Genomic DNA, 17,454 nt, shown 5'->3' with positions numbered 1-17,454 from the left:
CCAGCGCATGGGGGCCGTCCCGTTCCCGCCAGAACCGGGCAAAGCCCGAAATTTCAAAAGTTTTTGGTGAAGCTTTTTTCAAAAAGCTTCAAAAGACACCGCCCTGTTGAAAAAAGGCGATCCCCCGACCCTTCCATCGTAATTGAAAAAGACTACGCGTGGGCCCAGGTGTCGCCAGCCTGTACCGCCCGCCCGTCATCACGCAGCTTTTCCAGATGCGCCCGCAGGTTCAGCAGTGCCGCCCGCCGCAGACCGGGGCGCAGGCGGTGATATGCCGCATCGACAATCTGTTCCGGCGTGCGGGGGGAAGGCAGCATCAGCGCGGCAATGCTTTCATGTCGCGACAGGCGATGTTCGATCAGGCCGCGCATGCAGGTTTCAGGCTGTTCTATGACCGGCCCATGCGCCGACAGCAGCAGGCGCGGCCTGCATCGCAGCAGGCGTTCCATGCTGTCGAGGAACATCTGCACCGACCCGTGCGGGGCAGTGGGGATCAGCGTGGTGGACCATCCCATCACGTGATCGCCCGTCAGGATCACGCCATCGGTGGTCTGCAGGCAGATATGATCCGTCGCGTGGCCGGGGGTATGGAGCACCCGCAGTCCCGCGACCAGATCGAGGTCATGCAGCCCTACATCGGGTGTAAATGCAGGCTCCGCGCTGCGGTGCCATGCATGGATGGGGGCCCCGGTGCGGCGTGACAGCGGGACGGCCCCGTCAAGGTGGTCGTAATGGGTGTGCGTCAGGATGATGTGCGTCAGGGGCCGGCCATTCAGGGCGCGTTGCACCGCGTCGAGGTGCGCGTCATCCGCGACGCCGGGATCGATGACGGCGCATCCCCCGTCGGCATGATCGACAATCCATGTGTTGGTGCCGTTGCCGGTCATCGGGCCGGGATTGTCGGCCACCACGCGACGGAGGGTGGGCGTGGCCGCGATCGCCACGCCACAGGGGGGCGGTGCCTCCACCACGCGCCAGTCATAACGCGACATGGCTCAGCCAAAGGCCCCGACATGGTGCATCACGCCGGTGCTGATTTCGCGTATCAGCGAGAACAGGCGCTGCATCGGTTCAAAAATCTCCGTGTATTCGCGCATGTAGGTCCCTTCGTCGCGTGGGCCATGCGGTTCATGGAAATCGAGGTCGAAGCTGCGATACGCATGATAGGGGAAGATCTTTTCAAGCTCCTTGAGCACGTCGGGGATCTCGAGGCACAGGACCTTCGCCGTCAGCACGTCGCGGGTAAAGGCGTTGCGCGGCGCGAAATACGGGATGCGGGTGGACAGCATCCAGATCTGTTCGATCACGGCGATGCGGATGGCATGCAGCAGCATCTCGTCGGCCTCCATCCTCGGGGCGCTGGGCCATGCGTTGCGCAACGCCAGGTGATCGGATTGCAGGCGCCGGAACATGGATTGCGTGCAGGCCCAGAAATCCAGCCGCTCCAGCCCATGCATCAGCGTCAGGCAGGCTTCCTGCTGCTTCGGGTCATGGTGGGCCGTCGCGCGCTGCAGCCACATGTCCGGGTCCAGCAGGCGGATGACACCGCGCAGGACGCCGTCGCTGGAATGGGCCAGCGCATGGGCCGCGAAATCCAGCGCCCGGCGGAAGCGCGGACTGTCGCTGAGGTAGCGTTCGAACGTGTCGGGATGGCGCGCGGCGGCGGTCCCCAGTCCCTGCAGCGTGTTGGCGCACCAGCCAAGCTGCTGGAGGATGGCGTTGTTGGGGATGGCGCGCAACTGGCTGGGATGGCGGATGCGCGTGGTGATGGCGGCCGTGTCGCTCTGCCGAGCGGAGGGGCGCGATCCCGTCTTGTCGATCAGCGACGGCCCGAACGCGCCCAGCAGCGCGGCATAGCCCGGATCCTCCACCAGTCCCGTCATGCCGCGCGCGATGGCGGAGAAGAAATCGGCGGAGAAATCAGGTTCGTCGTAAACCGGGTCCTCGTCGATGGAGGTCGCGGCGAACGCATGTTCGGCAATCACGCTGACGGTTGCGTCCGCCAGTGGCTGCGTCCCGAACAGGAGGTAGCCGTCCCCGCCCTGGAACGCCGTCTCCTCGCGCAGGCGGATGCCGGCCTGCAGGAAGCGCATGCGTGCGTGCGGCGGGGAGAGGTAGTCGAAACGGTCCGCCAGGCTGTAGGGATGCGCGCCGCGCCCGATGCTCTCCCCATGGGTGTCGAACAGGATGACCTCCACGAAGGCGAGGTCCCATTGCCGCAGCAGGTCACAGACCTTCAGCCGCAGCCGCTCGATCAGGTAGGTCGCGGCCAACTGCCCCACATAGCGTCCCGAATCCGAAAAGCCGAACTGCAGGCTGAGCTTGCGCGTGCGCTGCAGGTAGGCGCGCCAGTGCGGGGAATGCAGGGCTTCCTCAATCAGGTGCTCGCCCTGTTCCAGCGCGTCCTGCGTCTCGAACAGGGGGGAGATCTCGATCATCTCTTCTACGCCCAGCAGGCGCGCCAGCCACAGCGCCGTCAGCAGGGTGTAGCCGGTTTCCGTCTCCGCGATCAGGAAGCGGATGGGGGTGGTGCGGTCGATATGGCGCAGGATCTGGCGCACCGTCATCATCAGCCGGCCCGCCGTGGACTGTTCCACCAGCAGGGAGCCGAAATCGATGTCGATGGGCTGCGTCGTGTCCAGCGCCTCGTCCATGCGGGCGATCAGGGCGCGGCGCTGTGCATGGATGTCGGGATTGTCGGTAATGCCCAGGCGCTGGCGTGCGACATTGTGCAGTTGCGTGGAGTTGAGCCGCACATGCGTGTGCGCGGCCGACAGGCCATGGGCCATGAAGCCCGCGCGCGCGACCGCCAGCGTCATCTTGTCATCGGGAGTGGCGGCGTCGATGGCCTCGGCAAAGGTGGGGGCGAGGTCGTTGCTGCTGGTCAGGGCCTCGTCACGGCGGCCGATCAGGACGGCGGCGAAATTGGCCACGGCCTGCGGGTCGGCGCCATCGGGGCAGGCGGCGATCTGTGCCTCCACCGCCTGTACGGCGCGGGTTACGCGTTCATGCAGGTCGTTGGGGACGGACGTGACAGGCGCGATCTGCGCACCAAGGCGCGTCAGTTGCATATGCTTCATGCGCAGCCGCAGCCGCAGCGTGTCCCACCAGCCGATATCGGTGCGCCCGTCCGTGTCGTATCCGACCCAGCTTGTCATGATGATCGGGCGTGGCGCCAGCGTCGCCCACAGTTGCGGCCAGTGGGCCCGCGCCTCGGTCAGGAGGATGCGCGTCAGGCGGTCCAGCGCATTGCGCCCGCGCAGGATCGCCTGCGTCGCCAGCATGAACTCCTCGTCCAGTGTCGGCGGCGCCGCGCGTCGATGCGTCAGGAAGGCCGGGACGTCGGTCGGGGACTGCTGCGGGTTCTGCGTCGCCATCTCGGCAAGGCAGTCATAGACCGGGTTGGCCAGCGCGAAGGTCGGGTGGGCTGTGAACACGGCGGCAAAGCGGCTGCGTTCGGTGGCGGCGCGAAAGCGGGCGATGGGCACCGGGCTGTCATTGGGGTCGGGCTGCATGATGCGACGCGCCACGTCGCGCATGCGCTGTTCGATGACCGCGTCGTCCACGCCCCCGACATAGGCGGCGATATGGCACGCACGCCGGGCGAAGGCGGCGTCACGCAGGCGGCGCACCCACGCCTCCAGCGCGTCGATCGACAGGCCATCCCTGTCGATCTGCCGTCCGATGCTGCGTGCCAGCGTCATGACCGGGTTGTCGGAAAGGGCGGGGATCGCCACAAGTTCGCGGGCCTGCTGCTGCAGCATGTCTGTCGCATGAGGGGCAGAGGCCTGTGACATCAGAGGGTCCTGTCGTGAAAATTGCATGATGCCCCCAGCGTCCCATGTTCGTCGTCGCTTCGCAATCGCCACGGGGTTGTGTTCACGTGTATTTGGAGGTTCCCGGCCACGGCGTATTGGGTCCGGGGACACATAATGGTATCAAAAGGTTCATGAACAACATTCCACAAGCCGACAGGGACGCCTGGCGTGTCCTGCAGCGTTACAAATGGTCGGCAACCGGGCTGTTGGTCGGGATGGCGGGCCTGACGGTCGCGGGCTATGCCCTGCCGGCATCGGGGGTGATGGCCGATCATGCGTGGCTTGACGTCCTGCGCTCGGGGGCGAAGGCCGGGGTGGTCGGCGGGCTGGCGGACTGGTTCGCGGTCACGGCCCTGTTCCGCAGGCCCATGGGCCTGCCCATCCCGCATACCGCCATCCTGCCGGCGCAGCAGGAACGCCTGGCCCAGGCGCTGGGGCGGTTCGTCTCCACCAACGTCTTTACCGAACAGGACGTGGCGAAGGCGATGCAGCGCATCGACCTGCCCAGCGTGATCGGCGACATCCTGCGCGATCCCGAAACCGTGTCCACCGTCAACCGCGCGGTCATCGGCGCGGTGCCGCACATGCTGGACCGGCTGGAGGACGGGCGCGCCAGCAACGCGATCTCCCGCCTTGTGCCCAGCCTGCTGGGGGGGGAGGAAATCGCCCCCATCATGATCCGCAGCATGCGCGCCCTGGTCGATGGGGACCGCCACCAGGAGGTGCTGTCGTTCCTGCTGATGCGGCTCAAGGACGGGCTGAAGTCCAAGGAACACTCCCTGCGCCAGATGATCGAGGAGCGCGTGCGCGAACAGGGCGGGCGCATCCTTGGCTGGGCCATTGGCGGCTCCATCGCCACGAAGGTCCTGACCGCCGCGAGCGAGGAACTTGACCGGATCGACCCGCAGAATTCCGAACTGCGCGAAGGATTCACCACCTGGGTCCGCGCGGAAATCGACCGGATCGAGCAGGATGCCGACCGCCGCCGCGACCTGGCCGGCACGATCAAGGGGGTCCTGTCACATGACAGCATCCGCGGATGGAGCGGTGATATCTGGCACCGCCTGCGGCAGGTGATCGAAAGCGACATCGCCAGGGGGGAGGAAGGATGGACCGCATCCATCGTCCGCGACGCGCTGCACCGCCTGTCGGAACAGATGTACCACGATGCGCAGATGCGCCAGCGCGTCAATGACGCGGCCCAGCGCATGGTCAACAGCAGCCTGCCGTTCCTGCGTGACAGCATGTCACGTTTTATTGCTTCGGTCGTGGCCGGGTGGGACGCGAACGCCCTGAGCGACCGGCTGGAACTGCGTGTCGGGCGCGATCTTCAGTATGTACGCTTCAACGGGACGCTGGTCGGTTTTCTGGCCGGATGTGGCCTGTCCGTGCTACTTCAGCTTATATTCGGCACCGGCATCGGATAGGAAAGCATCATGATGTGCCAAATGAACTTGACGAACCGCGACAGGTGTCTCATCTGGAACTGAGTAAATCAGTACCAGTCTGGTCCATTTAATGTTGGACGTGGCGGGTACGGGAGGGCAGAATGCTGAAACTTTCAAAACTGACCGATTACGCCGTCGTGGCCCTGGTCCGTCTTGGACAGAAAGAGGACGTCACGACCTCTCCCGTGCTGTCGCGTTCCACCGGGATCCCGGAACCGACCATCGCCAAGGTGCTCAAGGTGCTGGCCGCGCAGGGGATCGTCATTTCGCAGCGCGGCGCACGTGGCGGCTATCGCCTTGCGCGGCCACTGTCGCAGATCTCGGTCGCGGCGGTGATCCAGGCGATCGACGGGCCGATTTCGCTGACGACCTGTGTCGATGGCGGGGAATGCGACGCGCGTTCGAAATGCGGGCTGGTGGGACAATGGGATGCGGTCAACGGCGCGATCCTGCAGGCGCTGTCGTCCATTTCGTTGTCCGACATGCAGAACCATACAGTGACATCCCGGCGAGGCCCCGATGCCCCGTCCGCGGCCCTCGGCCCAATGGCCACGGCCTGAAGGAGGAGTGAAGACAGATGCCAGCAGTTGCCGAGACCCGCAAGACCGTAGAGACGCTGGGCCAGAACACCTATAAATGGGGGTTCGAGACCGATATCGAGATGGATATCGCGCCAAAGGGCCTGAACGAAGACATCATCCGCCTGATTTCCACCCGCAAAAACGAGCCGGAGTGGATGCTGCAATGGCGCCTGAAGGCCTACCATTCATGGCTGGAGATGAAAGAGCCGACATGGGCGAAGGTGCATCACCCGCCCATCGATTACCAAGACGTGCATTACTACGCCGCGCCGAAGAAGAAGCCGGGCCCGAAATCCCTTGAGGAAGTCGATCCCGAACTGCTGCGCACCTACGAGAAGCTGGGCATCCCCCTGCATGAGCAGGCGCTGCTGGCCGGTGTGGAACTGCCCGAGGGGGAGGAGGCGCGCCCCCCCGTCGCGGTGGACGCCGTGTTCGACAGCGTGTCGGTCGCGACCACCTTCCGCAAGACCCTGTCGGAAGCGGGCGTCATCTTCTGCCCCATTTCGGAGGCCGTGCAGGAATATCCAGAACTGGTGCGGCAGTACCTCGGCAGTGTCGTGCCGGTGACGGACAACTTCTACGCCGCGCTGAACGCCGCCGTCTTTACCGACGGGTCGTTTGTGTTCGTGCCGAAGGGCGTGCGCTGCCCGATGGAGCTTTCGACCTATTTCCGCATCAACGCCCGCAACACCGGGCAGTTCGAGCGCACCCTGATCGTGGTGGAGGACGGGGCCTCCGTCTCCTACCTCGAGGGCTGCACCGCGCCGATGCGTGACGAGAACCAGTTGCACGCCGCCGTGGTCGAGCTTGTGGCGATGGAAGATGCGTCCATCAAGTATTCCACGGTCCAGAACTGGTATCCGGGGGACGAGAACGGGCGCGGCGGCATCTACAACTTCGTGACCAAGCGCGGCGCATGCCGTGGCGCGCGGTCCAAGATTTCGTGGACGCAGGTGGAAACCGGTTCCGCCATCACATGGAAATACCCGTCATGCATCCTTCAGGGCGAAGGATCGGTGGGGGAGTTCTATTCCGTGGCGGTGACGAACAACCACCAGCAGGCCGATACGGGCACGAAGATGATCCATATCGGGCGCAACACGCGTTCGACCATCATCGCCAAGACCATCAGCGCGGGACAGTCCGACAGCACCTATCGCGGACTGGTGCGCATGATGCCCAAGGCATCGGGCGGGCGCAATTTCACGCAGTGCGACAGCCTGCTGATCGGGGATCGCTGCGGGGCGCATACCGTGCCCTATATCGAAAGCCGCAACATGTCCGCCAGCATCGAACATGAAGCAACCACATCCAAGATTTCCGAGGACCAGCTATTTTACTGCCGTCAGCGCGGCCTGTCGGAAGAAGACGCCGTTGGCCTGATCGTCAACGGGTTCTGCAAGGATGTGCTCAAGGAACTGCCGATGGAATTCGCCGTGGAAGCGCAGAAGCTTCTGCAGATCAGCCTTGAAGGCAGCGTCGGTTGAACAGGGATTAGAGACGTGAGTAACGAATTTGTAAGGATCGACGGCCTGTGCGCCCGTATTTCGGATGCCGGGACGCCCAAGGAAATCCTGCGCGGTGTCGATCTGGAAATCCCCGCGGGCGAGGTCCATGCCATCATGGGCCCGAACGGGTCGGGCAAGTCCACCCTGTCCTATGTCCTCGCCGGGCGGGAGGATTACGAGGTCACGGGCGGGAGCGCATCGTTCAAGGGGCAGGACCTGCTGGCGCTCGAGCCGGAGGAGCGCGCGGCCCTTGGCCTGTTCCTCGCGTTCCAGTCGCCGGTGGAACTGCCGGGCGTGAACAACGCCAACTTCCTGCGCACCGCCGTCAACGCCGTGCGCCGCGCCCGCGGGCAGGAGGAGCTTGACGCCGTCGGCTTCCTCAAGGCCGTGCGCAAGGAGACGAAGCACCTGTCCATGTCCGACGACATGCTCAAGCGCAACGTCAATGTCGGCTTTTCCGGCGGGGAGAAGAAGCGCAACGAGGTGCTGCAGATGCGCATGCTCCAGCCGTCCTTCGCCATCCTTGACGAAACCGACAGCGGGCTGGACATCGACGCGCTGCGCATCGTGGCCGAAGGCGTGAACTCCCTGCGTTCGCCCGATTTCTCGGCGCTTGTCATCACCCATCACCAGCGCCTGCTCGACTATATCGTGCCGGACCGCATCCATGTGATGGCCAAGTGGCGCATCATCCACAGCGGCGGCCCCGAACTGGCCCGCGAACTGGAGGCCCAGGGTTACGCCAAGTTCCTTGCGGAGGCGGCGTGAACGCCATCGCCCCGGTCGGGATCAGTGCGAGCGCCTTCCTCGGCCGGGGGAAAGGGGACCTGCCCGAACGCCGTGCGGCGGCAGCGTTCCTGACGCAGGCGGGCCTGCCGCGCGCGGGCGTGGAGGCATGGAAATACACCTCGCTTCGCACGCTGGCCGACGTGCCGTTCGCAACACCACCGGCGCAGGTGGACGCAGGCGAAGTCGCGCGCCTGCTGGCGACGGTGGAAACCGTCTCCGGCCTTGGCGCGGGAACGTCGCGCATCGTGCTGGTCAACGGGCGGCTTGATACGGCGCTGTCCCGCCTGCCGCAGGGCGTGCGGGTGGAGGCATTCGCCGCCCATCCTGCCTTTGCCGACTGGATCGATCCCTGTGGCGACGTGGGCACCGCGCTCAACACCGTCATGGCGGAAGATGGCGCAGTCATCCATGTCGATGCGGGCGTGGATGCCGGCGCGCTGCTGCTGGTCAGCATCGGGATCAGCGCAGAAGGGACACCCATTTCCTTTCATCCGCGCCATCGCATCATCCTCGGTGCGGGCGCGCGCCTTGCGGTGCTGGAGGCGGCGGTCGGGACGGGCAGTTACCTGCATAATCCCGTGTTCGAGGTGCAGGTGGCCGATGGCGCGCGCCTGACCCATGCCCGCCTGCAGGCCGAAGGGCAGGAGGCGTCACAGATTGCCGTGACCCATGCGCAGGTGGCGTCAGACGGGCTGTATGACAGTTTCAACCTGACCCTTGGCGCGGCGCTGAGCCGGCATGAGGTGCATGCCGCCCTGCTGGGCGAGCGGGCCTGCGTGCATGTCAATGGCGCGCAACTGCTCGACGGGAAGCAGCATGGCGACCTGAGCAGCATCATCACCCATGCCGCCCCCAACTGCGTATCGCGCCAGACGGTCAAGAATGTGCTGGCGGGTCATGCGCGCGGCGTGTTCCAGGGTAAGATCCACGTGGAACGCATCGCCCAGAAGACCGACGGCTACCAGATGAACCAGGCGCTCCTGCTGTCGGATACGGCGGAAATCGACGCCAAGCCGGAACTTGAGATCTACGCCGATGACGTCAAGTGCAGCCATGGCGCGACGGTGGGTGCGATCGACCCGGACCAGCTTTTCTACCTGCGCAGCCGTGGCATCGCGCTGGCGGATGCGCGTTCGATGCTGATCCGTGCCTTCCTGCATGATGTGGTGCACCTGCTGGAGGATACGCGCCTGCGCGACAGCCTCGACCTTGCGGTCGAGGCATGGTGGAACCAGAGGAACGCGTGATGGACAAGACCCTCGTACAGGCGGTGGACCCGGCCGACGCCCTGCGGCACCTGCGGGCCGATTTCCCGATCCTGTCGCAGCAGGTGCATGGAAAGCCGCTCGTCTTCCTCGACAGTGCGGCATCGGCGCAGAAACCGCGTCAGGTCATCGACACGATGGCCGATACGATGCGCACGCAGTACGCCAACATCCATCGTGGCCTGTACTGGATGAGCGAACGCACGACCGAGGCGTACGAGGCCGTCCGCGATCAGGTCGCGGCCTTCATCAATGCCGCGGGACGCGAGGAAATCGTGTTCACCCGCAACAGCACGGAGGCCATCAACCTCGTCGCGCAGTCCTATGGCGCGCTGCTGAAGCCGGGGCAGGCGGTCGTGATTTCCGAAATGGAGCATCACGCCAACCTTGTCCCGTGGCAGATGCTGCGTGATCGCGCCGGGATCGAACTGCGCGTCGCCGCCGTGACCGACAGCGGCGAACTGGACATGGACTCGCTATCAAGCCTGCTGGCCGATGGCCGGGTGGCGCTGGTGGCGATCACCCATATGTCCAACGTGCTGGGCACCGTGACCGACGCCCGCGCCATTGCGGACATGGCGCATGCGGCGGGTGCGCGCGTCCTGTTCGATGGCAGCCAGCTTGCGGTGCACCGGCGTGTGGATGTGCAGGCCCTCGATGCCGATTTCTATGTCGTGACCGGGCACAAGCTGTACGGGCCGACCGGGATCGGGTTCCTGTGGGCGCGGCGTGAACTGCTGGAGGCGATGCCGCCCTTTATGGGGGGCGGGGACATGATCTCCTCCGTCACGTTCGAGAAATCGACATGGGCGCCGGTTCCGCACAAGTTCGAGGCCGGAACCCCCGCCATCGTGGAGGTCATCGGCCTTGGCGCGGCGCTGTCCTATATCGAGGCCATCGGCTTTGCTGCGATCGGCGCGCATGAGGCGGCGCTGACGGAGCATGCGCTGGGACGTCTGGGCGAGGTCACGGGCCTGAATTTCGTCGGCACGGCACGGGACCGGGGTGGCGTCATTTCCTTTACGATGGATGACGTCCATCCCCATGACATCGCGACGCTGCTGGACCGTAACGGCATCGCCGTGCGGGCGGGCCATCACTGCGCCGAACCGCTGATGCGCCGGATTGGGCTGAGTGCGACGGCAAGGGCAAGTTTCGGGATCTACACCACGCGGGAGGAAATCGACGTCCTTGCGCGGACCCTTGAACAGATTCGCAAGTTCTTTGTGTGAGGGTGCGATGAGGCAGGGGAGTCAATGACACAGGGGGATCTTTACCGTCGTCTGGTTGTCGAACGCGCCAGCGCGCCCATGTTTGGTGGACAGGTGGCGGATGCGCAGGCACAGGGCGAGGGGACGAATCCGCTCTGTGGTGATCGGGTGCGACTGACGGCGTCGATGACGCCGGAGGGGCGGATTGCCGCCGTGCGCCATGAAACCCGTGGCTGTGCCATATGTGCGGCGTCGGCGGACCTGATGGCCGAACATGTCACCGGGCATGACGCCGCACAGGTGGCGGAACTGGGCACCGTGTTCGAGACCATGCTGAAAACCGGACAGCCTGCCGAGGGGGCAGGGGACCTCGCGGTGTTCGCTCCCCTGCACCAGCATCGTTCGCGCATTCGCTGCGCGACCCTGCCGTGGACCGCACTGAATGCCATGCTGAATGATTTGAAAGACAGGTAAAGCGTCATGGAAGTGAAATCCGACGATACGCGATCCGCCCCGGAACAGCAGGAGGCGAAGGAGCCTGCCTCTTTCTCGCTGGAGGAAGGGCATGCCCCTGCGAAGGAGGGCGACGTCATGTCCGTCTGGACCCCCGATGGCGCGCAGCCTGTCGCCCCTGCAGCCGACGGCATGGTATCGGAAGATGCGGTGATCGAGGCGATCGCGACGGTCTATGACCCGGAAATCCCGGTCAACATCTATGAACTGGGGCTGATTTACGCCATCGACTTGCATGATGACGGCACCGTCAAGATTGAAATGACGCTGACGGCCCCCAACTGTCCCAGTGCGCAGGAACTTCCGGCGCAGGTGAAGGAAGCGGTCGAAAAAATTGACAGGGTCAGCACCGCCACGGTGGAGATCGTGTGGGATCCGCCGTGGGACATGTCGCGCATGAGCGAGGATGCCCGCCTGACCCTGAACATGTTCTGATCCACGTGGAAATACAGCCATGACAACGCATACCGATGCTGCTGCCTCCGCCACGTCGCCCGCGCGCCGTGAACTGCCGCCGCTGATGACCCTGACGGAGCGTGCGGCGAAACGCCTTGCCTCGCTCTACGCCAATGCCCATGCCGGGCAGTTGCTGCGGATCGCCATTTCGACCAAGGGCTGTTCAGGCCATGCCTATGACATGTCTTTCGTGGACGAGGCGGGGCCGGGGGACGAAGTTGTCCGCGACCATGGCGTGACCGTGCTGGTGGACCGCAAGGCGACGCTGTTCCTGATCGGTTCGGTGATGGATTACGAGGTCAAGCAGCTTGAATCCGGCTTTACCTTTTCCAACCCCAATGAAAAGGGGCGTTGTGGCTGCGGCGAGAGCTTCCACGTCTGAATGATCGGGTAAAGAATCGATGTTTTTGAGGCCGCCTTTTTTAAAAGGCGGCGGTTTCTGGTGAAGCTTTTTGGAAAAAGCTTCACCAGAAACTTTTATCTGCTCCGGAAAATATTCCTCAGCGCCGACGTGGCGGGGGCGGACGGGTGAACAGGCAGACGCTTTCCACCTCGGTGGACCACAGGAACTGGTCGATGACCGTGACACGTTCCAGCCTGTATCCTGCCTGCAGCAGGCTCGCCGCGTCGCGCCGCAGGGCCGTGGGGTTGCAACTGACATAGATGACACGCAGCGGCTTGCCGTCGATGATCTGCTGCAACTGCGCACCTGCCCCGGCATGGGGCGGGTCCAGCACGACCGCGCCGGCCTTGGCAAGGGTCGTGCCCATGACCGGCTGGCGGTTGAGGTCATTGTGGAACGCCTGCACCCGCGTGCCGCCACTGGCCTGCTTCAGGCAGGCAAACGCCGCAGCATCCCCTTCATACGCCATGACCCGCGCCCGTTCGGCCAGTGCGAAGGACAGTGTGCCACATCCGGCATAAAGTTCGATGATGTCGCCCCTGATCCGCTTGGTCGGCAGGGCGTCAAGGACCGCCTGACGGATCGCATCCTCGCCCGCCCGACTGGGCTGGAGGAAGGCGCCCGGTGGCGGGGCCGTGCGCACACCACAGAATTCATGCCACACGCCTGCCGTCTGCGCCGCGGTTTCGGGGGTGTCATGGCTGCCAGGGGGGCGCCATGAAATCCTCGGGATACGGTGCGTGCCCGCGAACTGCGCCAGGATCCGGCGGTCGTCGGGACCTGGCGGCCCGTCGGTGGCAAGCAGCAGGTCCGGCCCGCTGTCGAGCATGTTGATCTGCAGGTCGCCCCCACGCCGCACCGCAGGCAGCGAGTGCAGCATCTGCCGCAGCGGGGCAAGCAGCGCGAACAGCGCGGGTTCCAGAACATGGCACTGCGTCATGTCCACGACCGCGCCACGCCTGCGATGCAGTCCGAGTATGATGTCCTGTTCCGCACGGGCGAAGGCAAGGTCCACCCGCCGCCGGGTCATGGGCGCACCCTGCCATGACGTGACGGGCACCGGATCCGCGTACCCTGCGGCGTGCAGGGCGCGCAGGACCGTGTCCGTCTTCCACCGCAGGGACAGGGGCAGGGACATGTACTGGACGGAACACCCGCCGCATTGCCCGAACAGGTCACAGACCGGCGCAACCCGGTCGGCACTGGGATGGATCACCGTTTCCAGTTGCCCCCTGCCGTCACCCGTCGGGACGATGGTGACATCCTCCCCGGGAAGGGCGCCTGTCACGAACAGGGGCGCGCCATCAGGCAGGCGTGCAAGACCGTGCCCTTCCGCGCCAAGGGCATCGATATGAACCTGCATGATTTCAGACACGGGCAAAGTCTTTCGGGTCAGTCCGACCGGTTTTCATCCTCGGGCGCGGGCACGACGGGCGTCGTGCGGCGGGGAAGCAGCATGAAGGCCGGGATGTCGCCACCAAACCCGGTCTGGACCCGGTCGTTGCCGTGATCTTCGCGCGCAGGAGTCGCGGCAGGGGCGGCAGCACGGCGCGCAGGCGGCGGGGCGGCCGGTGTCGCGGCCTTGCGCGATTCGGCTGCGGGCTTGCGCGGGGCAGGGGCGGCTGGTGCGGCCGTGCGCTGTTCCGCCGGTTTGGCCCCACGCTTGCGCCCACGTGGGCGCGGTTCGTCGGACCATTCCGCCTGGTCGATTCCCTTGACCTCCAGCCGCGTGATCGGCTTGCCGGTCAGCTTTTCGATCGCCTCGGCCAGTGGCTGTTCATAGGGCGTGGCAAGGCTGTAGGCATGGCCGGTACGGCCCGCGCGGCCCGTGCGGCCGATGCGGTGGACGTAATCCTCCGCATGGAACGGCAGGTCGAAATTGAAGACATGCGACAGGCCACCGATGTCGATCCCGCGTGCGGCAATGTCGGAGCAGACGAGGATCTTCAGTTCGCCCGACTTGAACGCCTCCAGCGTGGAGAAACGCACCGACTGCGGCAGGTCGCCATGCAGCGCACCGGCGGAGAATCCGTGCTTGATGAGGGATTTGCACAGGACATCGACGTCGCGCTTGCGATTGCAGAAGACGATCGCGTTCTGCATGTCGCTCTCGCGCAGCAGCTTGCGCAGGGCGCGGCGCTTGTCGTCCTCCTCGACGATCACCAGACCAGTCTCGATGGTGGAGGCGACGGAGGAGGGACGGCTGACGGTGATTTCCTTGGGATTGTGCAGGAACATGTCCGCAAGGCGGCGGATTTCCGGGGCCATCGTGGCGGAGAAGAACAGCGTCTGGCGCAGCGGCGAAAGCATGCTGACGATCTTCTCGATATCGGGGATGAACCCCATGTCGAGCATGCGGTCGGCCTCGTCGATGACCAGCAGCTTTGTCTGCGTCAGCAGAAGCCAGCCACGTTCGAACAGGTCGATCAGGCGGCCCGGCGTCGCGATCAGCACATCGACGCCACGGTTGAGGACCTCTTTCTGCTCCGCCATGCTTTCGCCGCCGATCAGCAGCGCATGGGTCAGCTTGAGGTGCTTGCCGTAATTGACGAAATTTTCCGCCACCTGCAGCGCGAGTTCACGCGTCGGCTCCAGGATGAGCGAACGCGGCATGCGGGCGCGGGCGCGTGACCCGGACAGGATTTCCAGCATGGGCAGGGTGAAGGACGCGGTCTTGCCCGTGCCCGTCTGCGCCACGCCAAGGACATCGCGCCCCATCAGGACATAGGGGATCGCCTGCGCCTGGATGGGCGTGGGATGGCGATATCCCATCTCCTCGATCGCCTGCTGGATCGGCGCGGACAGGCCCAGTTCGGAAAACAGCGGCTGTGGCGCGTCTTCCGTTTCCGGGGGAGTAACGATTTCAATATCGGATATCGGCATGATGTCGCCTGCCGTCGCGGCAGCGCGCTGCCCCGCTTTGGCGGAACCGGCCCGAGCGGATGTTGTGTTCTTCTTGGCGCTCAAAATTCTCTCGAACGTGTCAGTGGTGAGGTCCCGTCCGGATTGCTACCATACCGCCTATCAGGTTACCGCGCCTGATCGCCTGCAGCAACGCAGGGGCCTGTGGACCAAGGGCGAATCCCTCGATTCCACACTTCCCCTGCCTATCCGCATCCCGTATGAAAATCAAGGATGTCGGTGCGCCCGTGTATCAGTCACGGGCATTTTCATGACATCAGAACGGATGGGCCAGCGACGCGGCCACGATGGTCAGCACGCCAAGGCCGATATTGATGAGGATCTGCGAACGGATCGAATCGAACATGGCGGGCTGCGGACGCAGTGCGCGGCGCACCTTCTTGTAGGGGCCGAAATAGATCCGCGCGAAGATCAGCGCCATCATCAGGCCAAGTAGCTGCATCAGGTTGATCTGCCACGGGATGGCGGCAAAGCCCCCTTCGTGGAAGATCATCAGCCACCCGGTCACCAGCACCATCGGCATGGTGTGCCAGACGATGCGGAAGAAGCGGTTGAGCGTCTGCAGGTGGACGGATGCACGCGGGGTCGGGTCAAGCAGGCCGAGACTCGGCTTGAGGACGAACACGGCATAGATCATGCCGCCCACCCATGCGGCCATGCCAAGAAGGTGAACGGCGAGCACAAGGCTCCAGATGATGGAGTGGGACATGACGCCTCCGGTTTTGGAAAACGATGGGATGGGCGAATGCGTCTCCGTCATGGCGCCCATCGGGAAAGCATGCACGGTTGTTTCCCGATTTCGCGTTCATAATGCAAGATATTGCATGCCACCGGGCATATTTCCGGCCGCATTTCGGAACCCGTTTCCATCCTGTGGTCCCGGCCCGCGTGCTTTCGCCCCACAGTTCCGCTTCAGGGAGGACCGATCATGAATGACGCCGCTTACCGACTGCTGCTTCCCGATCCGGCGCAGATGGGCCGCGTGGATGCCCTTGCCGCGCGCGAGGTGCCGATTCGCACGTTGATGGAACATGCCGGGCGCGCGGTGGAACGCGCGGTGCGCCGCCATGTACGGCCGTGCCGGGTCCTTGTGCTGTGCGGTCCGGGGAATAACGGGGGCGACGGGTATGTCGCCGCCCGGCGTCTGGCGCAGGCGGGATGGCCCGTCAGCATCGCCTCCCTTGCCCCGCCACGTCCGGGGGGCGATGCCGCCGCGGCCGCCGCGCTGTGGGACGGGCCGGTGGTGCCGTTCGAGGCCGCGCAGGTTGGACATTTCGATCTTGTGATCGACGCGATCTTCGGCGCGGGCCTGTCGCGCCCGGTGGAAGGGAATGTGGCGGACGTGCTGCGCGCGGCACGCCGTGTCGTCGCCATCGACATGCCCACGGGCGTCGATGGGGGCACCGGCGCGGTGCGTGGATACGCCCCGCAGGCGGAACTGACGGTGACGTTCTGCCGGCGCAAGCCGGGGCACCTGCTGCTGCCGGGGCGCGGCCTGTGCGGGCGGTGCGAGGTGGCGGACATCGGTATCCCCGAAAGCGTCGTGGGGCAGGCGGGCGTATGTACATGGCATAATGCGCCGGGCCTGTGGCAGGTGCCGCATTGCGGGGTGGAGAGTTATAAATACAGCCGCGGCGTGGTCAGCATCTGCGGCGGCGCGCAGATGCCTGGTGCGGCGCGGCTTTCGGCTGGGGGTGCGCGCGGCAGCGGCGCGGGGCTTGTCCGGCTTGCGGTGGGGGCGGCGGCGGACCTGTACCGCATGCAGGCCCCGGCGGGGCTGATCGTGGATTCCGCTCCCTTGCCCGAACTGCTGCACGATGCCCGGCGCAGGGTCTGGGTCTGCGGGCCCGGCCTGACGGTGGAGGAGGTGGGCTCCGTCTTTCCCACGCTGGTGGAGGCGAAGCGGCAGGTCGTGGCGGATGCCGGGGCGTTTTCCATGGCGGCGGGCGATCCCGGACGCCTGCGCGGGGCGGCGGTGGTCACCCCCCATGCCGGGGAGTTCGCGCGCGTGTTCGGCCATCCGGGCGAGGACCGCCTGGCCGCCGCCCGTGCTGCGGCAGCCCTGATTGACGCGGTGGTGGTGATGAAGGGGCCGGACACGATCATCGCCGCCCCGGACGGGCGGGTCGCGATCAACGACCATGCGACGCCCGCGCTGGGCACGGCGGGGTCGGGCGATACCCTGACCGGGATCGTCGCCACCATGATGGCGGCGGGCATGCCTGCGTGGGAAGGCGCGTGTGCTGCCGTGTGGCTGCATGGGGAGGCGGCGATGCGCGCGGGGCCGTGGCCCGTGGCGGAACAGTTCGACCTCCATCTGGGGGCCGCACGTGCAAAGGCCGAGGCGGAAGGGCAAAAAAAGCGGGGCTGAGAGGGCGTTATTCGGGTTCGCATCTTGCCCCCATGGCTACTCTGCGCTAAAGCCGCGCGCTTGTAGCTTGGGCAATGTGCGGGCGTGGTGGAATTGGTAGACACGCCAGATTTAGGTTCTGGTGACGCAAGTCGTGGGGGTTCAAGTCCCTTCGCCCGTACCAAAAAAC

General features: G+C 65.2%; 15 protein-coding genes and 1 tRNA gene. 11 read left to right on the top strand and 5 right to left on the bottom strand.

The genetic code is table 11. The features are described 5' to 3' along the window. Nucleotides 1–152: 152 nt before the first annotated feature. Together CFR72_RS05600 and CFR72_RS05595 are read right to left on the bottom strand one after the other, a co-directional pair. Nucleotides 153–992, bottom strand: a complete 840-nt coding sequence (locus tag CFR72_RS05600; RefSeq protein WP_110913018.1) for an MBL fold metallo-hydrolase — start codon at nucleotides 990–992, stop codon at nucleotides 153–155. A gap of 3 nt (nucleotides 993–995) precedes the next feature. Beyond that, nucleotides 996–3,797 carry a phosphoenolpyruvate carboxylase gene (locus tag CFR72_RS05595; protein WP_110913017.1) on the bottom strand — a complete coding sequence of 934 codons (2,802 nt, stop codon included), beginning with the start codon at nucleotides 3,795–3,797 and terminating at the stop codon, nucleotides 996–998. Between the two features lie 152 nt (nucleotides 3,798–3,949). Between CFR72_RS05595 and CFR72_RS05590 the strand changes: the two genes are divergently transcribed. The 9 genes from CFR72_RS05590 (at nucleotide 3,950) to CFR72_RS05550 (ending at nucleotide 11,971) form a co-directional block, all read left to right on the top strand. After that, nucleotides 3,950–5,245, top strand: coding sequence for a DUF445 domain-containing protein (locus CFR72_RS05590; RefSeq protein WP_110913016.1), 1,296 nt, complete (start codon nucleotides 3,950–3,952; stop codon nucleotides 5,243–5,245). 122 nt (nucleotides 5,246–5,367) lie between these two features. Continuing rightward, the gene (locus CFR72_RS05585) at nucleotides 5,368–5,826 is read left to right on the top strand and encodes an SUF system Fe-S cluster assembly regulator (RefSeq protein WP_110913015.1); all 459 of its coding nucleotides are present in this window, start codon (nucleotides 5,368–5,370) and stop codon (nucleotides 5,824–5,826) included. A 17-nt stretch (nucleotides 5,827–5,843) separates the two neighbouring features. Then, on the top strand, nucleotides 5,844–7,334 hold the full coding sequence (gene sufB, locus CFR72_RS05580; protein ID WP_110913014.1) for a Fe-S cluster assembly protein SufB: 1,491 nt from the start codon (nucleotides 5,844–5,846) through the stop codon (nucleotides 7,332–7,334). 15 nt (nucleotides 7,335–7,349) lie between these two features. After that, nucleotides 7,350–8,123: a Fe-S cluster assembly ATPase SufC gene (gene sufC / locus CFR72_RS05575; RefSeq protein ID WP_110913013.1), complete on the top strand. Its 774-nt coding sequence runs from the start codon at nucleotides 7,350–7,352 to the stop codon at nucleotides 8,121–8,123. Further along, nucleotides 8,120–9,391 (top strand): Fe-S cluster assembly protein SufD, encoded by a 1,272-nt coding sequence (gene sufD / locus CFR72_RS05570; protein WP_110913012.1) that lies wholly within the window; start codon nucleotides 8,120–8,122, stop codon nucleotides 9,389–9,391. The genes sufC and sufD overlap by 4 nt, the downstream gene beginning before the upstream one ends. Then, nucleotides 9,391–10,641 carry an aminotransferase class V-fold PLP-dependent enzyme gene (locus CFR72_RS05565; RefSeq protein ID WP_110913011.1) on the top strand — a complete coding sequence of 417 codons (1,251 nt, stop codon included), beginning with the start codon at nucleotides 9,391–9,393 and terminating at the stop codon, nucleotides 10,639–10,641. The genes sufD and CFR72_RS05565 overlap by 1 nt, the downstream gene beginning before the upstream one ends. Nucleotides 10,642–10,665: 24 nt before the next feature. Beyond that, entirely contained in the window at nucleotides 10,666–11,094 is a 429-nt protein-coding gene (gene sufU / locus CFR72_RS05560; RefSeq protein ID WP_110913010.1) for a Fe-S cluster assembly sulfur transfer protein SufU, read from the top strand. Nucleotides 11,095–11,100: 6 nt separating this feature from the next. Further along, nucleotides 11,101–11,568 (top strand): SUF system Fe-S cluster assembly protein, encoded by a 468-nt coding sequence (locus CFR72_RS05555; RefSeq protein WP_110913009.1) that lies wholly within the window; start codon nucleotides 11,101–11,103, stop codon nucleotides 11,566–11,568. Nucleotides 11,569–11,587: 19 nt separating this feature from the next. Next, nucleotides 11,588–11,971, top strand: a complete 384-nt coding sequence (locus CFR72_RS05550) for a HesB/IscA family protein (RefSeq protein WP_110913008.1) — start codon at nucleotides 11,588–11,590, stop codon at nucleotides 11,969–11,971. Between the two features lie 118 nt (nucleotides 11,972–12,089). On the opposite strand, the gene CFR72_RS05545 is transcribed toward CFR72_RS05550, so the two are convergent. From CFR72_RS05545 to CFR72_RS05535, 3 genes are all read right to left on the bottom strand, one after another. Next, complete coding sequence (locus CFR72_RS05545; RefSeq protein ID WP_110913061.1) at nucleotides 12,090–13,355, bottom strand: class I SAM-dependent RNA methyltransferase; 1,266 nt, start codon at nucleotides 13,353–13,355, stop codon at nucleotides 12,090–12,092. Between the two features lie 29 nt (nucleotides 13,356–13,384). Then, the gene (locus CFR72_RS05540) at nucleotides 13,385–14,959 is read right to left on the bottom strand and encodes a DEAD/DEAH box helicase (RefSeq protein WP_110913007.1); all 1,575 of its coding nucleotides are present in this window, start codon (nucleotides 14,957–14,959) and stop codon (nucleotides 13,385–13,387) included. Between the two features lie 211 nt (nucleotides 14,960–15,170). Then, complete coding sequence (locus CFR72_RS05535; RefSeq protein ID WP_110913060.1) at nucleotides 15,171–15,623, bottom strand: CopD family protein; 453 nt, start codon at nucleotides 15,621–15,623, stop codon at nucleotides 15,171–15,173. Nucleotides 15,624–15,842: 219 nt separating this feature from the next. On the opposite strand from CFR72_RS05535, the gene CFR72_RS05530 reads away from it, so the two are divergent. After that, nucleotides 15,843–17,285, top strand: a complete 1,443-nt coding sequence (locus CFR72_RS05530) for an NAD(P)H-hydrate dehydratase (protein WP_110913006.1) — start codon at nucleotides 15,843–15,845, stop codon at nucleotides 17,283–17,285. Nucleotides 17,286–17,363: 78 nt separating this feature from the next. After that, nucleotides 17,364–17,448: transfer RNA gene (locus CFR72_RS05525), tRNA-Leu, on the top strand. The last annotated feature ends 6 nt before the right edge of the window (nucleotides 17,449–17,454 follow it).

Source organism: Gluconacetobacter entanii (assembly GCF_003206495.1).
Classification (GTDB): Bacteria; Pseudomonadota; Alphaproteobacteria; order Acetobacterales; family Acetobacteraceae; genus Novacetimonas; species Novacetimonas entanii.
This window is presented reverse-complemented; position numbering and strand designations above follow the sequence as displayed.

What these genes read in the sequence shown, in the direction of transcription:
- CFR72_RS05600 (WP_110913018.1), bottom strand. Translation starts at nt 992, where the DNA reads ATGTCGCGTTATGACTGGCGCGTGGTGGAGGCACCGCCCCCCTGTGGC.
- CFR72_RS05595 (WP_110913017.1), bottom strand. Translation starts at nt 3,797, where the DNA reads ATGTCACAGGCCTCTGCCCCTCATGCGACAGACATGCTGCAGCAGCAG.
- CFR72_RS05590 (WP_110913016.1), top strand. Translation starts at nt 3,950, where the DNA reads ATGAACAACATTCCACAAGCCGACAGGGACGCCTGGCGTGTCCTGCAG.
- CFR72_RS05585 (WP_110913015.1), top strand. Translation starts at nt 5,368, where the DNA reads ATGCTGAAACTTTCAAAACTGACCGATTACGCCGTCGTGGCCCTGGTC.
- sufB (WP_110913014.1), top strand. Translation starts at nt 5,844, where the DNA reads ATGCCAGCAGTTGCCGAGACCCGCAAGACCGTAGAGACGCTGGGCCAG.
- CFR72_RS05565 (WP_110913011.1), top strand. Translation starts at nt 9,391, where the DNA reads ATGGACAAGACCCTCGTACAGGCGGTGGACCCGGCCGACGCCCTGCGG.
- sufU (WP_110913010.1), top strand. Translation starts at nt 10,666, where the DNA reads ATGACACAGGGGGATCTTTACCGTCGTCTGGTTGTCGAACGCGCCAGC.
- CFR72_RS05555 (WP_110913009.1), top strand. Translation starts at nt 11,101, where the DNA reads ATGGAAGTGAAATCCGACGATACGCGATCCGCCCCGGAACAGCAGGAG.
- CFR72_RS05550 (WP_110913008.1), top strand. Translation starts at nt 11,588, where the DNA reads ATGACAACGCATACCGATGCTGCTGCCTCCGCCACGTCGCCCGCGCGC.
- CFR72_RS05545 (WP_110913061.1), bottom strand. Translation starts at nt 13,355, where the DNA reads ATGCAGGTTCATATCGATGCCCTTGGCGCGGAAGGGCACGGTCTTGCA.
- CFR72_RS05535 (WP_110913060.1), bottom strand. Translation starts at nt 15,623, where the DNA reads ATGTCCCACTCCATCATCTGGAGCCTTGTGCTCGCCGTTCACCTTCTT.
- CFR72_RS05530 (WP_110913006.1), top strand. Translation starts at nt 15,843, where the DNA reads ATGAATGACGCCGCTTACCGACTGCTGCTTCCCGATCCGGCGCAGATG.